The following is a 15,732-nucleotide window of genomic DNA, read 5'->3' on the forward strand; positions in this document are numbered from 1 at the left end:
CGCCACGCCCGCGCCGGCCCCGGCGGCCGATCCCGCGCAGGCCGCCGCGGCGACGCCGCCGGCCGACGTCATCGCCACGTTTGAGGCCCTGACCTGCGCGCCGTCGGATGCGCGCAGCCGGACGGCGAGCACGGAGAAGCCGTCGGAGTGGGTGGCTGCCTGTGATCGCAACGGTGCCTTCAAGTACCTGCTCATGCCCGCCCAGGTGGTGGGTACCGACGTGAAATCGGCGACGGCGGGGCTGGCCAGCTCCGGTGGTACCGCCTCGGTGAGCACCGGCCAGTGGATCGTCAACGTCAGCTTCACCCGTGACGGGCAGGACAAGTTCACCAAGCTGACCGAGGAGACCATCGGCAAGCAGGTGGCCATTGTCCTGGACGGCGTGGTCCAGTCGGCGCCGACCACCAACGACCGTATCGCCGGGGACGCCCAGATATCGGGCTCCTTCAACCAGTCCAGCGCTCAGGACCTTGCGAATGTGCTGCGCTACGGTGCCCTGCCGCTGGCGTTCGAGCAGTCCAGCGCCGAGTCGGTATCCCCGACCCTGGGCAAGGACTCCCTCAACGCCGGTCTGCTGGCGGGTGCCATAGGCCTGCTGCTGGTCGTCGCGTACTCGTTCCTGTACTACCGGGCCCTCGGGATTGTTGTGATCAGCTCGCTGGCGGTGAGCGGGCTCCTCGTCTACGCCGCCGTGGTGCTGCTCGGCAGATGGATCGGATTCACTCTCACCCTGGCCGGTATCGCCGGTCTGATCGTGTCCATCGGTGTCACCGCGGACTCGTTCGTCGTCTATTTCGAGCGCATCAAGGACGAGGTCCGCGCCCACCGCAGTGTTCGCGCGGCGGTCGACCGGGCGTGGCCGTCAGCCCGGCGGACCATGCTGTCCGCGGACACGGTCTCCTTCCTGGCTGCCGCGGTGCTGTACGTTCTGTCGATCGGGTCCGTCCGGGGATTCGCGTTCACCCTCGGCTTGTCCACGTTGATCGATATATTGATCATGTTCATTTTCACCAAACCGGTTGTCTCCCTGCTCGTCCGCAGGCCGCTGTTCGCCAGCAGCCGGTTCTCCGGGCTCACGGTCTCGGCGCTCGGCGCGAGGGCGGCCGCGGGCAACGGCCAGGACGGCTCGCCCACAGCCACCCGCCTGACCCGGCGTGAGCGGGCCCCGGTCTCCCCGGGCAAAGCGGGCGGGCGGCCAGCTGATGTGCGATCGTCCGATTCTCAGTCATCACGGTCGGGTCCGGCCGGCACGGGACGGGAGGAGTAGAGATGTCCTGGGCCAGCAGGCTCTACCGCAGTGAGTTCCACGTGGAGTTCGTCGGCCGGCGCAGGGTCTGGTATCTGGTCTCCGCCGTACTTCTGACGATCTGTGTCGCCAGCATGGCGATCCGTGGGTTCTCGCTCGGGATTGACTTCAAGGGCGGTGCGCTGTTCCAGTTTCCCGCCGCCGGCCGGCCGGCGGCGGAGGCTGAGGCGGCGCTGTCCGCGGTCGGGATCAATCCCGCCGACGCAGTGATCCAGGAACTCCAGACCTCACACCAGATCCGGCTGCAGACCCCGGCCCTGACCGACGCGCAGACCGGCCAGCTCCAGACCGCCATTCAGCAACGTTTCGCCGTTCCAGACACCGGTATCGACATCTCGACGGTCGGCGCCTCCTGGGGATCGACCATCACCAACAAGGCGCTGCAAGGGCTCGCGGTGTTCCTGGCACTGGTTATGATCTACCTGTCTGTCAGGTTCGAGTGGAAGATGGCGGTCGCCGCCATGGCGGCGCTCATCCACGACCTTGTCGTCACGATGGGGATCTATTCACTGGTAGGTTTCCAGGTCACCCCCGCGACGGTGATCGCTCTGCTGACCATCCTGGGATTCTCCCTCTACGACACGGTCGTGGTCTTTGACCGGGTTCGGGAGAACACCGCCGGGATGGGTACGGCCAGCCGGCGTACCTACGCCGAGACCACCAACGACTCGTTGAACCAGACATTGATGCGGTCGCTCAACACCTCTTTCATCGCGCTGGTACCGGTCGGTTCACTGCTTTTTGTGGGTGCCGGGCTGCTGGGTGCCGGCACGTTGGAGGACCTTGCCCTCGCCCAGTTCGTCGGGATCGCCTCGGGCACCTACTCCTCGCTGTTCGTCGCGACACCGCTGTTGGTGGATCTGAAGAAGAACGAGCCGGCGGTCCGGGCGCTGGACGCGCGGGTGGCCAAGTCCCGGGCATCGGCGTTGCGTGAATCGGCCAAGGGCGCCCAGGTCGTCACGGGAGCCGGCGCGGCGCTCGGGGCCGATCCCGGCGTGCCGGCAGCGGAGCGAGGGACGGAGATCGGCGCGGCGCGGCAGATGACCGGCACCGAGGGGGCCGTCGAAGGTGAACGTGAGAAACCTCTCGGCAACCGTGAGCCAGCCGTGGCCGGGGCTCGGTCCAGCCGGCCTGGCACGGCGGCGCGCCGTCCGGCGCAGGCCCGGCGTTCTGGCCGGAAAGGCCGTCCAGGCGGTAAAAAGCGGCGGTGACGACTACCGAAGAATCAACTCCCACGCCCGCGGGCACCTCGGCCGGCGGGCCCGCGCCGGTTCGGGCCGTGGATGTGCTGCGCGCCCACATCCGGGACGTTCCTGACTTCCCCAAGCCCGGAGTGATCTTCAAGGACATCGCGCCGCTGTTGACGACGCCAGCAGCCTTCGCGGTGGTCATCGACGCGCTCGCTGACACCGTCGACGGTCACGGCGCTACCGTGGTGGCGGCCATCGAGGCGCGCGGTTTTTTGCTCGCGGCCCCGGTTGCCTACCGTCTCGGGGTCGGTGTGGTTCCCATTCGCAAGCAGGGCAAGCTTCCCGGTGAGACGATCAGCAGGACTTACGATCTGGAGTACGGCACCGCCACGCTGGAGGTGCAGACCGACGCATTCCGGCCCGGTGACCGGGTGCTGCTCGTCGACGATGTCCTGGCCACGGGCGGTACCGCGCTCGCCACTGCCGAGCTGGTGCGTCAGAGCGGCGCTGAGGTTGCCGGGCTTGCCGTGTTGATGGAGCTCATGTTCCTGTCCGGGCGGGATCGGCTGGCGCCGCTTGCGATTTCATCGATCATGGAGGTGTAGCGGATCGCCTGACGGCTGTGATGGATGCGCACGGCCAGTCGTATCGTGTGAAATTTTGTGATCTTTGTCCGCTCCGGCCGTATCCGGCTGGAGTTGCGGATGGCAGGCGCCCAACGCAGCGTTAACCTGCAGAGGTCCCTGGTTTGGCCGGAGGTGGTGCGATCATGTTTTTCGCATCCGCCTGGTGAGCTGATGACCGCTGGTCGGGCCGAAGGTGATGCGGTCAGGTTTCTCGCATCGTCGGTGGCTTCATCACTCCTAGCGGAAGTAGGAATAGATTGTGCCCGAGGCAGCATCGATGGTGACTGGAGCGTCCGAGCCCGGCGTGACGATCGTGCGCGATTCGTCATCGACACGCGATTCGTCATCGACAGACGAGCGTTGCGCAGGCGCCGACCGGGCACGATCGGAGGTCGATGACGCGCTGACCGACGGTGGATCACCAGCTGCCGCCGCGCGTCAGGCTGCCCTCCTGGCCGACCATGGGGACTCCGGTCCGGGCGAGGGCTCGCCGGTGGTCCCGCGTCTGGGGCACGAGTCGCCGCCGCTGCCCCGCCGGGTCCGCGGCCGTTTCCCCAGGCTCGCGTCACATCGCGCGACCTCGCCATCGCTGTTGGATCCGGTGCTGCGAGGTTTGCTTGCCAACCATCCCCGGGCGGATGTCGGTCCTGTTCAGCGGGCGTTCGAGACCGCGGCCGGGGTGCATGCCGGTCAGGTGCGCCTGTCCGGGCACCCCTATGTGACGCATCCCATAGCTGTCGCCAGCATCCTCGCTGATCTCGGCATGGACACACCGACGCTGTGCGCCGCGCTCCTGCACGGCACCGTGGGCGAAGCCCACATGACCCTCGACCGCATCCGTGACGAGTTCGGTGACCACGTCGCGGATGTTCTCGACGCGGTGATGAAGCTCCACCGGGTGAAGGTCGGTGAGGGGGCCCAGGCCGAGACGATCCGTCGCATGGTGGTCGCGATGGCCCGCGACCCGCGGGCATTGGTGATCAAACTTGCCGCCCGGCTGCACAACATGCGGACCCTGCGGTTCCTGCCTGAACACAAACAGGAGCGCAAAGCCAGGGAGACGCTGGAGATCTACGCTCCGCTGGCCCACCGGCTGGGGATGAACTCGCTCAAGTGGGAGCTGGAGGATCTCGCTTTCGCGACCCTCTACCCGAAGCGTTACGACGAGATCGTCCGTCTGGTGGCCGAGCGCGCGCCGAGCAGGGATACGTACATCACCGGTGTGGTGACCGCGGTACTGGCCCACCTGGACGAAGCCAAGATCAAGTCTGTCGTCACCGGCCGTCCCAAGCACTATTATTCGATTTACCAGAAAATGGTGGTGCGAGGCCGGTCGTTCGACGACATCCATGACCTGGTCGGAATTCGGGTACTGGTCGACTCCGTCCGTGACTGCTACGCGTCGCTGGGCACGCTGCACGCGAACTGGAAGCCCATCCCGGGCCGGTTCAAGGACTACATCGCGATGCCCAAGTTCAACATGTACCAGTCACTGCACACGACGGTCATGGGGCCTGACGGCAAGCCGGTGGAGCTGCAGATCCGGACCCACGCGATGCACAACCGGGCCGAGTACGGGATCGCGGCGCACTGGAAATACAAGGAGGACGGCGTCGCGGCCCGGCCGTCGGGTACGGCCAAGGCGCGGGCGTTCGGGTTTACCGACGGCGGGTCGAAAGCGGGCGGGCGGTCCCGCCGAGGTGGCTCGGGCCAGGACCAGACCGCCTGGCTGCGGCAGATTCTCGACTGGCAGCGGGAAACCGCACAGCCCGGCGAGTTCCTCGACAGCCTGCGCTTTGACCTGCACACCGACGAGGTGTTCGTGTTCACCCCCAAGGGTGACGTGATCGCGTTGCCGGAGGGGTCCACCCCGGTCGACTTCGCCTATGCCGTCCACACCGACGTCGGTAATCAGTGCGTGGGCGCACGAGTCAATGGCAGGCTCGCCGCTTTGGACACCTCCCTTGACAACGGGGACACCGTAGCGATCTTCACGTCGCGTGCGCATGCGGCCGGGCCGAGTGAGGACTGGCTGACCTTCGTCCGCTCTTCCCGGGCACGTACGAAGATCCGTCAGTGGCACGCCCGGGAGCGGCGGGAGGACGCTGTCGTCGCCGGCCGGGACGCTCTCGCCCGGATGATGCGCCGGCACGGCCTCCCGCTGACCCGGTTGATGAACGGCGACGTGCTGCCCAGCCTGGCCAAGGACATGCGTTACCCGGACGTGTCCGCGCTGTATGTCGCGATCGGCGAGAAGACCGCCAGCGCGCAGAACGTGGTGGCCCGGCTGGTGGCCGCGCTCGGCGGCCCCGAGGGCGCGGCCGAGGACGCCGCCGAGACCGCGCTGCCGACCCGGGCCCTGCGGCGGCCGGTGGGTGATCCAGGAGTGGTCGTCAGCGGTTCCGAGGACGTGTGGGCGAAGCTCGCCCGCTGTTGCATGCCCATGCCGGGGGATGCGATCACAGGATTCGTCACCCGGGGCAAGGGCGTGTCCGTGCATCGCCACGACTGCCCGAACCTGGCGACGCTGCGCGCCGATCCGCACGACCGGACCGTGGCGGTCGAGTGGGCCGCGTCGTCGGGTTCGGTGTTCCTCGTCGTCATCCAGGTCGAGGCGCTGGACCGGGCCCGTTTACTGTCCGACGTGACACGGGTCCTGACCAATCACCATGTCAACATCTTGTCCGCGTCGGTGACGACGACCAGGGACCAGATCGCGATCAGCCGTTTCGCCTTCGAGATGGGGGACGCGAAGCACCTGGGACACATCCGGGATGCGGTGCGATCCATCGAGGGCGTGTACGACTGCTATCGGGTCACCTCGGGCGTACGGTGCTGATCATGATGCTGCCGTCCGCCCGGGTGCCGGTTCCCGTCGATGGGGACCGGTCTGCCCGTGTAGGACATCGATGTTGCCGTGGCAACCGGTCGTCGCCAGCCCTGATGTGGCTCACCGGTCGCTCTTAGGCGTGGAGATCTGTTGAGGGGGGCGCTGTGGACGCCGAGATCGTAGGTGCCGGTATGCAGGGCGCGGCGTTGCCCGCGCGGATCGAACGCTCCGCTGGGGGATGGTCAGCCGGGGGCGCTGAAAGCGTCGGCGGGACTGCTGAGCAGGCTGGCGGGGGAGAAGAGACCTCACGTACGCTGGCGGCCGCCCGGCTGGCCAGCACCCGTCTGGCTCATCTCGCCCGCTGGATGGCAGCGGGCCGCGGCACCCCCGCGGTGCCGCCGGAGCTGCGGAAGATCACCGATACGCACTGCCTGCACCATGCCAAGGCCGACATCGGCCTCATCGTCCATGCCTATGAGGTCGCGAACCGGCAACACGCCGGTCAGCAGAGACACAGCGGCGACCCGTACATCACCCACCCGCTTGCGGTAACCCAGATCCTCGCCGAGCTCGGAGTGGACACCACCACGATCGTCGGGGCGTTGCTGCACGACACCGTTGAGGACACCGGCTACACCCTCGAGGCCGCTGCCGCCGATTTCGGCCTTGAGGTCGCCAACATTGTCGACGGGGTGACCAAACTCGACAAGATGCGTTTCGGTGACGCGGCTGAAGCCGAGACCCTGCGCAAACTCATCGTTGCCCTCGCCAAGGACTACCGGGTCCTTGTCATCAAGATTGCCGACCGCCTCCACAACATGCGGACGCTCGGCTTCAAGTCCCCCCCCAAGCAGGCGCGCATCGCCCGGGTGACGCTGGAGATCCTCGCGCCGCTGGCGCATCGTCTCGGCGTGAGTGTGATCAAAAGAGAACTGGAGGATCGTTCGTTCGCCGTCCTGCATCCCGGCGAACACGAGCGGATACAGCGGATGGTAGACGAGTTCACCGCCGCGGAGCGTGCGTCCGGCCAGGTTGGCGCGATTGTCCGCACGCTCCAGCGTGGTCTCGAGGATGCTCGTATCAATGCCAGGGTCTCGGTCAGGACAAGTCACCTTTTCTCGATCTACAAGCGGGCACAGGAACGCGGCTTCCAGGCGCGTGACTACAACGACATCGTCCGGGTGCTGGTTCTCGTAGATTCTGTCACTGACTGTTATGAAGCGCTGGGGGAAGTGCATGCCATCTGGCGGCCGGCACCCGGCCGGCTACGCGACTTCGTGGCCACTCCCAAGTTCAACATGTACCAGTCCCTGCATACGACCGTTGTGGACTCGGCCGGCAAACCCATCGATATCCAGATCCGTACGGAGGCTATGCACCGCCTCGCGGAAACCGGGATCATCGCGCGCCCGGTCGGGCCGTCCGCGGACGGCGCTCGCCTGGAGGGCCTGGCCTGGCTGCACAGCCTGCTTGACTGGGAGGGCGAGGCGAAGGACCCAGGTGAGTTTATCGAGTCGCTGTCGGCGGATCTCGACTCGGACGAGGTTCTCATCTTCACCCCCAAGGGCAGGATCATCGCTCTGCCGGCCCGATCGACACCGGTCGACCTGGCCTACGCGGTCCACACGGAGCTCGGGCATCGGGCTATCGGCGCTCGGGTCAACGGCAGGCTGGTGCCCCTGCGCACCCGGTTGCGTAACGGTGACGTGGTGGAGATCCTGCGCTCTGGGCTGCCGAGCGCCAGTCCGTCCGAGGACTGGTTGGACTTCGTCAAGACCTCCCGCGCCAGGGTGCGGATCCGCCGCAGGACGGCACGCCAGCGGCGAGACGCCGACGCCACGTCCCCCGTTACCGGGCATGACACCGCCACCACCGCACCTGGCGGATCGGCGGTAAGCGCCGCCGTGCCGGCGGCGGATCACCTGGGCGGCTCCCAGCCGGTGGGATCCGCCGCTGCCGCCGCTGCCGCCGCTGCCGCCGCTGCCGCCACTGCCGCCACTGCCGGTGTGGCCGGTGTGGCCGGTGCGAATCGTGACGGCGCGACCGTTCTGGACGACGCTGCCGGCCTGCCATATCATCCAGATCCGTTCGCGGACCGTGTCCACCGGCCCTCGGCGCGGCCCGCGGTGTCGCCACCGCGCCCGCCGCGGGGACGCGTCCATGCGCAGGCCTGGGCGGGCTTGGCCGCTGTCGACGGCCGGCCGGACGTCCCGGTGCGTCTTGCCCGCTGTTGTCTGCCCCTGCCAGGGGACGACGTGGTCGGATTCACCACCACGCACAGCCCCGCGGTCTCGGTGCACCGGCGGCAATGCGCGAACGCGGCGGAGGCCCGTGGAGATCGGCGCCGGGCCGTGGTGACCTCGTGGGTGCCCAGCGCGAGCGTGACCTTCCCCGCCGAGATCGCGGTCGAGGCTTTTGACCGATATGGCCTGCTCGCTGACATAACCGAAATGCTGTCGGACGCGTCGGCCACCGTTCGGTCCGCATCGACCATCACGGCCGAGGACAGAGCGGTCCATGCCCGTTTCACGGTCGAGGTTGCCGGCCCGGCGCAACTGGACGCGGTGCTCGCGGCTGTACGCACGGTGGGTGGTGTGTATGACTGTTATCGGACCGACGGCCGGCGAGCCGATCCCCGCACGTAGTGCCCGGGTAACAGGGGACGCGGCATAGCGGTGTTCTATCCGGACCGACGACAACACGGCAGGACGTTTTCTGGGCATCGGGAGCGGGGGCCCATACGGACGCGAAGCGTTCGGGCAGGGCGAAGCGATCGAACATCCAGTGGACACGCCCTCAATCTGTCGGTGGACCGTGCGGGCCGATGTGGGGTACGTTGCTCATCCACCGAATGATCAGGGGGGTTTATGGGCCATCTTCAGGCCGTGACCAGCATCGATTCGCCTGAAGCGGCGGACCGGCTCGGGCGCCTGCTGGTGGAGCGTCGACTGGCCGCCTGCGTTCAGGTTCTCGGCCCGATTCGGAGCACCTACCGATGGCGGGGCGAGATTGAGCAGGCGGACGAATGGCTATGCCTGGCAAAAACGACAACTGACCGATTTGCCGAGTTGGCGCGGGAGATTACCCAGGCGCATCCCTACGACACGCCCGAGATCATCGCGATGCCGATCGTCGATGGGCTCGGTGACTATCTGGACTGGATCACCGCCGAGACGGCGCCGTCCGCCACGCTTTGACTGTTCGCCTGTTCGCCTGTTCGGCGATCATCTCCCGCACGCCCGCGGTGCTGACCGGTCAGACCAGCACCCGTAGCTGCTCGTCGAGATCCCGTACCGGCTGGCTCTCCCGCCACGGCCGAAGTTGATCGCGGATCTGTAGTACGCGGGCAAGCCCCAGCGAGAAGTCTGTCTGTGCCACGATCGCAAGCGCGTCCGCGGCCAGCTGGCATGCCTGGTCGATCTCCCTGCGGTGAATGTGGACCTCGGCAAGGGCACCAAACAGCAGCGAGCGCTTCTTCATGGCGGTTGGGCTGGTGGTGGTCCGCAGAGTCTCCGCCGCGGCCGCGTAGGCGGCGTCCGGACGGCGCAGGCGCGTGAAGGTCGTGACCCGCATGCCGTCGAGGCGAGGGCGGTCGAAGAACTGCGTCCACACGCGATCGTTCGCTGGATCGGCTCGGTCGAAAGCGTCACCGGCGCGCTCGAGCGCGCGCAGCGCAGCGCCGCTGTCCCCGCGGGAAGCCTGCTCCTCAGCCTCCCGAGCGGCAAGCCACGCGCGGGTCATCATGCTGCCGCCGAGCGCGGCCCGGCGCTGAGCCTCGCCCAGGAGCGCGCATGCCTGGTCCGGCCGGCCGGCCAGGGCGGGCTGGTAACTCTCGTACCCCAGCACGCATGCCCACAAGGCGTTGTCGTTGGCTTCGCGGGCGGCTTCGAGCGCGACCCGATAGTAGGCGAGCGCACACGTGTTGTCGCGCATATCGAAGGCGAGCCATCCGGCGAGCGCAGCTACTTCACCGGCGGTGATGGTGAGGTTACGCCGCACCGCCGACCGTGGCGAGGTCTCCAGCAGCTGGCTCAGCGTTGTCAGCTGGGTGGTCACTCTCGCCATGAGTGCCCGAGCCGGGACCCGTTCTTCCAGCCCGAACAGGCCCGCCGTCCGCGCGGACAGATCCTCGACAGTTGGCGGGGTGACGGCGCTCTGCTGCCGAAGAGCCGCGGAAAGCCGTTCCCAGGGTTCGGCGTCGGGCGTTACCGGTGCGACCGCGACACCCCCGGCCGCCGCGACCATACGCAAGAAGGAACGCCGCTCCACGCTCGTTTGGGGGAGCCCGGGAGTGCGCCTTGCCTCGGCGTCGACGCCGAGCCGGCTGACAGTTTCATCGTCAATGAACCCGAGTTCCCCGGCGGTCCGGTGAAAAAGAGCGCGCAGAAGCCGTTGGTAACGGAGGCTGGGCTTCTTGTCACCCTTCTCCCACTTGCAGATCATGTTTCCGGTGGCGCCGGCCTCGCGGCCCTCGTGCATGACAGCGAAGCGTCGCAGTTCAGTGGCGAGTCGTTCCTGCGACCAGCCTCTCTCTTCGCGACAGGTTCGTAACCGGGTGTTGGGGATACGCCTCGGTGGATTAGTTTTTGTAGGCGCAGCCTTACTTGCCGCAGTTGTCACCAGCTGCCTCCCCCAATAGTTCGCACGATAACGACAGCGTATCCCGTTGTCGTGGTCAGCTGAGGCGGCCCCATTCGCCCCGCTTGACCAGCGGTTGGTTGGATCGGTGCCGGCCACGGGCTGGTTCGAATACTTTTTCCGGTGATTTCGCTGGCGGACGTCAACATATCAACATGGCACCCGCGGTAGTCACTGAATAATGTCAAGAGGTGCCGGTGGAACGTGTTTGTTCCATTGTGCCAACCGCTCGCCGGGCACGATCGGAGCCTTCGGCCGGGTATTCACCGGCGAAACTCACATAACGGATTATCTGGGCGGCGCCCGGCCGGGGGCGCCGGTTCAATGATCGACTAAGTGGTCTGGCCCGGCCGTAGGCAGCCCCCGAACACCACGCCGTAGAGTCTTCCTCTGTGAGTGCCGGTCCCCAGCCCAACACCGTGCCGGCAGCATCATCATCTGGGGGCCATCCGCTGCGGGCGTGGCAGCGGGCCGCTCTCGCGGCCTACCAGGCCCGGACGAGTGCCGGCGCCCGCGACTTTCTGGCTGTCGCGACGCCGGGTGCCGGCAAGACGACGTTTGCCCTGCGAGTCGCCGCCGATCTCCTGCGCGACGGTGTGGTACGCGCGATCACCGTGGTGGCTCCGACCGAGCACCTGAAGCGGCAGTGGGCGCAGGCTGCCGCGGCGATGGGTATCGCCCTCGACCCGGCGTTCCGCAACACCGCCGGCGTAACCTCGTCGGACTACACCGGTGTGGTGCTGACCTACGCGCAGGTGGCGGCGCATCCCGCACTGCACCGGCTGCGCTGCGAGCGGCGCCGCACGTTGGTGATCCTCGATGAGATCCACCATGCTGGTGACGCCCTGTCCTGGGGGGATGCGGCGCGTGAGGCATTCACGCCCGCGGTCAGGCGGCTGGCACTCACCGGGACGCCGTTTCGATCGGACGTCAATCCCATCCCGTTCGTGACGTATGTCCCTGGCCCAGATGGCGTGCTCCGCAGCATCGCGGACTCCTCCTACGGTTATGCTGACGCGCTGCGCGACGCTGTCGTGCGTCCGGTGCTCTTCCTGGCCTACTCGGGGGAGATGTCCTGGCGGACCAGCGCGGGGCATGAGCTTTCGGCCCGCCTCGGCGAGCCGCTGAACAATGAGCAGACCGCCGCGGCATGGCGCACGGCGCTGGACCCACGTGGTGACTGGATCCCCGCGGTCCTGGCCGCCGCGGACACCCGCTTGGCGCAGGTGCGCGGCGGCGGCATGGCGGACGCGGGCGGCCTGGTGATCGCCACCGATCATGCGAACGCCCGTGCGTACGCCACCATCCTGCGCCGCGTCACCGGAACCGAGCCGGTTGTCGTGCTCTCCGACGACCCCGCGGCCAGCTCGAAGATCGAGGCCTTCCGCGCCTCGCGGGACCGTTGGATGGTTGCGGTCCGGATGGTCAGCGAGGGCGTGGACGTGCCGCGCCTGGCTGTCGGGGTCTATGCCACCTCCGTTGCCACACCGTTGTTCTTCGCGCAGGCGGTCGGGCGCTTCGTGCGGGGCCGGGGCCGGCCCGAGACGGCTTCGATCTTCCTGCCGAGTGTTCCCGCCCTGCTCGCGCTGGCTGGCGAGATGGAGGTCCAGCGCGACCACGCCCTTGACAAGCCCTTGCGCGAACCGGACACGTTCGACGACGAGGCGCTCCGCGAGGCCAACCGGCGCCGTGACGTCCCCGACCTGACGGACCGGTCGTTCACCGCGCTCGGTTCCTCAGCACACCTCGACCGGGTGATCTTCGACGGTGGTGAGTTCGGCACCCAGGCCGCGGCTGGTTCCGCCGAGGAAGAGGACTTCCTGGGACTTCCCGGGCTGCTGGAACCGGATCAGGTCGCGGTCCTGCTCAAGCAGCGGGAGGCGGCCCAGCTGGCCGCCCGGCGCAAGCAGGAGCGCGCCGGGCCGGGCGCCGGGCCGGCGAACCAGCCCGGACAGGGCATGCCGGCTGTCCCCGGCCAGGCTGGTTCGCCGGCCGCCCGGCCGGACCCGAGCCCTGACGCCGCCGCGGCGGCCGACCGGCCCACCTACGAGGTGCTCATCGAGCTGCGCCGGGAGCTGAACAGGCTTGTCGCCGCCCACCACCACCGCACCGGGCGCGCGCATGGGATGATTCACGGTGAGCTGAGGCGTACCTGTGGCGGCCCGGCAACCGGCCAGGCCACCGCCGCCCAGCTGCGGGCGCGCATCGACACCATCCGCCGCTGGGAGACATAGCGCCTCGCGTCATCCGGCCTGGCCGCACCGCGCGCTGGACGCAGGGCTGGCCGTTTCGCATCCAGCGCGGGAAGCAGGCAGGTCAGGTCAGGTCTTCGGCCGGGCCGCTGTCAGTGCCCGGGGCGGCGCCAGGACGCCGCGGCCCGGCTGATGCCGTTGACGAACAAGGTTGTCGGGTGCGGCTCGATAACGCGGGGCGCCGCGGCGGCGGGTCATGGGCTTTGGGCGATGCTCATGGAGGTGATCTGGGCCTTGCTGACCGGGGTGCCGTCACCGCCCCCGCCCTCGACACCGGGCGAGGTGAGGGCGTCCAGGACATCAAGGCCTTCAGTGATCTTGCCGACTATCGTGTATTTATTTCCCAACGCTTGCACACCGGCGTCGTTCGGGTTCTTGTAAATGAGGAAGAACTGACTGCCGTTGGTGTCGGCACCGGCGTTCGCCATCGCGATGACGCCGCGAGTGTACGCGGCACCGTCGGTGTTCTCGTTGGCGTAGGCGAAGCCCGGTCCGCCCTGACCTGTGCCGGTCGGGTCACCGCATTGCAGGACGAAGATGTTCGTGGCGGTTTCACGATGGCAGGGGGTGCCGTCGAAGTACTTGGCGTTGGCCATGGTGAGCAGGGCGTGAACGGTGCAGGGGGCCTTCGCCGCGTTCAGCGCTGCCTTGATGGTCCCCTTGCTCGTGGCGATGACCATCGTGGCCGGGGACTGGTCGACGCTGCCGGCCGCGGCCGGCAGACTCACCGGCCGTGACGGGTCCTGGCCGTTCGCGGTGTAGGTGCAGGGGCCGACCTTCGTCGACACGGGCGCGGCGGAGGCCCCGGCGGATGGCGACCCGGCGGCTGAGGCTGACGGAGCCGCCGATGGGGAGGCCGCGACGGTGGTCTTGTCATCGTTGCCGGTGAGCAGGAGGACCCCCGCGAGGGAGCAGACGAGCACGACCGCGACGCTCGCGGCGATGATTGCGATTAACCGTCGGCGCTGACGCCGCGCCGCCGCGCGGCGTTCCGCCTGGCGGGCGATCCTCGCGGCGGCAATTTCGCGCCGCCGACGTGTCTTGGACGTCACCACCTGCCGGTCTCCTTGTTCCCTCGGGGCCGCTGATGCCGCGAAAGCATGCGCGCTCGTGCCGTCCTTGGCTGGGCTGGCCAGTCCGGGTGCCGGCGGGTTCGACCGGCTCCGGTAAGAGCCTGTTCATGGAGACTACTAGGGCGTGTTTCGGAAGCCAGCTGTCCGGCTCGCCACGCCCAGGCGGCACCTGGCCGCATCGCTCCCCGTCCATCGCTGCGCGATGCACGGGTACCCCGGCTCGTCGGTCGCCACCCAGCACCAGGGTGACTCCACTTCTCCGCCTTGCGCAGCACGCACCCCAACCCCGCTCCTTGATCCACACCCCTATTGCTGGTCGCTCTTAGAGGCTCCGGCAATAGGGCGTTCGATCAGGGAGCGGCGCCCGGGCGGATGGATCGCGAGGCGGCGGAGGGAGGCGCCCTGTGTTGGGCGTCGACCGACAACAACGACGCGAGGCGCCGACCGGGCGCCGCGAGCCGGACAGTCCTATTGCCGGAGCCTCTTAGCCCAAGCCGGTCAGTTTCTTCACGTGGTCCAGGGTCGATTCGGCGATCGACCGAGCCCGGTCCGCGCCGGCTTCCAGCATTTTTTCGACCGCGTCGGGCTCGGCCATCAGCTCGTGGAAACGGCGCTGAATCGGCTCCAACGAAGCGATCACCTGGTCGGCTACCGTTCGCTTGAGAAGCCCGTAACCCTTGCCGTCGAATTCCGATTCGATTTTCTCCCGCGGCTGCCCCGACAGCACCTGATACAGCGTCAACAGGTTGAGCACCCCGGGACTGGCCGTCTCGAACCGTATGTCGCCACCAGAATCGGTCGTGGCTCGCATGACTGTCCTGCGGATGACGTCCGGAGGGTCGATCAGCCCGATTGAGTGGCCCGCTTTGGTCTCCCCGATCGACTTGGACATCTTTCCCGTCGGCTCGTCGAACGCCATGATCCGCGCTCCGCTGGTGCGGATCAGTGGTTCCGGGATCGTGAACGCCTCTCCGAACAGCCGGTTGAACCGGATCGCGATGTCCCTGGTCAATTCAACGTGCTGCCGCTGGTCCTCGCCCACTGGTACCAGATGTGTTCCATACAACAGGATGTCCGCGGCCTGGAGCACTGGATAGTCCAGCAGCCCTGTGCCCACCGACTCCTGCAAGGTCGACTTCGCCTTGTACTGGGTCATCCGCTCAAGCCAGCCCACCGGCGTCACACAGTTGAGAATCCACGTCAACTCGGCGTGCGCGCTCACCCGGGACTGCACAAAGATCGTGGACTTGTCCGGGTCGATACCACACGCCACATACAGCGCAGCGGTCTCCCGCGCCTTCGCGCGGAGGTTTTCGGGGTTGACCGCTTCGGGGATTGTCAGCGCATGCAGGTCCACCACGCAGAAGACGTTGTCGTACTGATCCTGGTTCTCCGCCCACAACGACAGCGCACCCACATAGTTCCCAATGTGGATCTTTCCTGTGGGTTGGACGCCCGAAAACACCCGCTGGCACTGCTTCTGCATGACCTGCCTCAATACTCCCTGCCCTAGGGCGATCGGTGGAACCTGCGACATCCTCCGTAACGGGTATCTCTGCCCAGTCACGGCGGTACACTATTGTGCCAAAGCGACCTCCGCCACGCTTTTTCTGGCCTCTCGTGTCTGTGGCGCACCGCAGGTGGTGAGCACTGGCATCGAACCGGGTCCCGACGACGCGAGGCGCCGCGTGGGCGCCCAGCGCACAGCGTCCACCAGCCTCCGACAGGACCCTGCCGGCCGGAGAGCTGCACGCGTCGACTCCACGATCAAGATTACCGTCCCGAGCCTTTGGCAACCTTAGTGGTCGCCGCCGGAA

At 67.6% G+C, this 15,732-nt stretch carries 10 protein-coding genes; 7 read left to right on the forward strand and 3 right to left on the reverse strand.

Annotated elements, in window-relative coordinates; genetic code table 11:
- The 6 genes from secD to cutA all read left to right on the forward strand — a co-directional run.
- Positions 1-1,267: protein translocase subunit SecD (gene secD / locus MJ777_RS18590; RefSeq protein ID WP_239377287.1), on the forward strand; the 1,267-nt coding region annotated here is incomplete at its 5' end.
- Positions 1,268-1,269: 2 nt separating this feature from the next.
- Complete coding sequence (gene secF, locus MJ777_RS18595; protein ID WP_239377288.1) at positions 1,270-2,517, forward strand: protein translocase subunit SecF; 1,248 nt, start codon at positions 1,270-1,272, stop codon at positions 2,515-2,517.
- Entirely contained in the window at positions 2,514-3,101 is a 588-nt protein-coding gene (locus MJ777_RS18600) for an adenine phosphoribosyltransferase (RefSeq protein WP_370651686.1), read from the forward strand. The genes secF and MJ777_RS18600 overlap by 4 nt, the downstream gene beginning before the upstream one ends.
- Before the next feature lie 280 nt (positions 3,102-3,381).
- On the forward strand, positions 3,382-5,961 hold the full coding sequence (locus tag MJ777_RS18605; RefSeq protein ID WP_239347226.1) for a bifunctional (p)ppGpp synthetase/guanosine-3',5'-bis(diphosphate) 3'-pyrophosphohydrolase: 2,580 nt from the start codon (positions 3,382-3,384) through the stop codon (positions 5,959-5,961).
- Between the two features lie 155 nt (positions 5,962-6,116).
- Positions 6,117-8,597, forward strand: coding sequence for a bifunctional (p)ppGpp synthetase/guanosine-3',5'-bis(diphosphate) 3'-pyrophosphohydrolase (locus tag MJ777_RS18610; protein ID WP_239377289.1), 2,481 nt, complete (start codon positions 6,117-6,119; stop codon positions 8,595-8,597).
- A 222-nt stretch (positions 8,598-8,819) separates the two neighbouring features.
- Positions 8,820-9,149, forward strand: coding sequence for a divalent-cation tolerance protein CutA (gene cutA, locus MJ777_RS18615; protein WP_239311867.1), 330 nt, complete (start codon positions 8,820-8,822; stop codon positions 9,147-9,149).
- A 58-nt stretch (positions 9,150-9,207) separates the two neighbouring features.
- On the opposite strand, the gene MJ777_RS18620 is transcribed toward cutA, so the two are convergent.
- A complete protein-coding gene (locus MJ777_RS18620) occupies positions 9,208-10,572 on the reverse strand; it encodes a twin-arginine translocation signal domain-containing protein (protein ID WP_370651685.1) in 1,365 nt (454 codons plus the stop codon).
- A gap of 410 nt (positions 10,573-10,982) precedes the next feature.
- On the opposite strand from MJ777_RS18620, the gene MJ777_RS18625 reads away from it, so the two are divergent.
- Complete coding sequence (locus MJ777_RS18625; RefSeq protein ID WP_239313446.1) at positions 10,983-12,824, forward strand: DEAD/DEAH box helicase; 1,842 nt, start codon at positions 10,983-10,985, stop codon at positions 12,822-12,824.
- Between the two features lie 212 nt (positions 12,825-13,036).
- Here MJ777_RS18625 and MJ777_RS18630 read toward each other — a convergent pair whose 3' ends face one another.
- On the reverse strand, positions 13,037-13,897 hold the full coding sequence (locus MJ777_RS18630) for a peptidylprolyl isomerase (protein WP_239313445.1): 861 nt from the start codon (positions 13,895-13,897) through the stop codon (positions 13,037-13,039).
- Between the two features lie 502 nt (positions 13,898-14,399).
- Positions 14,400-15,401, reverse strand: a complete 1,002-nt coding sequence (gene trpS / locus MJ777_RS18635; RefSeq protein ID WP_239313443.1) for a tryptophan--tRNA ligase — start codon at positions 15,399-15,401, stop codon at positions 14,400-14,402.
- Positions 15,402-15,732: the final 331 nt, after the last annotated feature.

Source organism: Protofrankia sp. Cj5 (assembly GCF_917627405.1).
Lineage (GTDB): Bacteria > Actinomycetota > Actinomycetes > Frankiales > Frankiaceae > Protofrankia.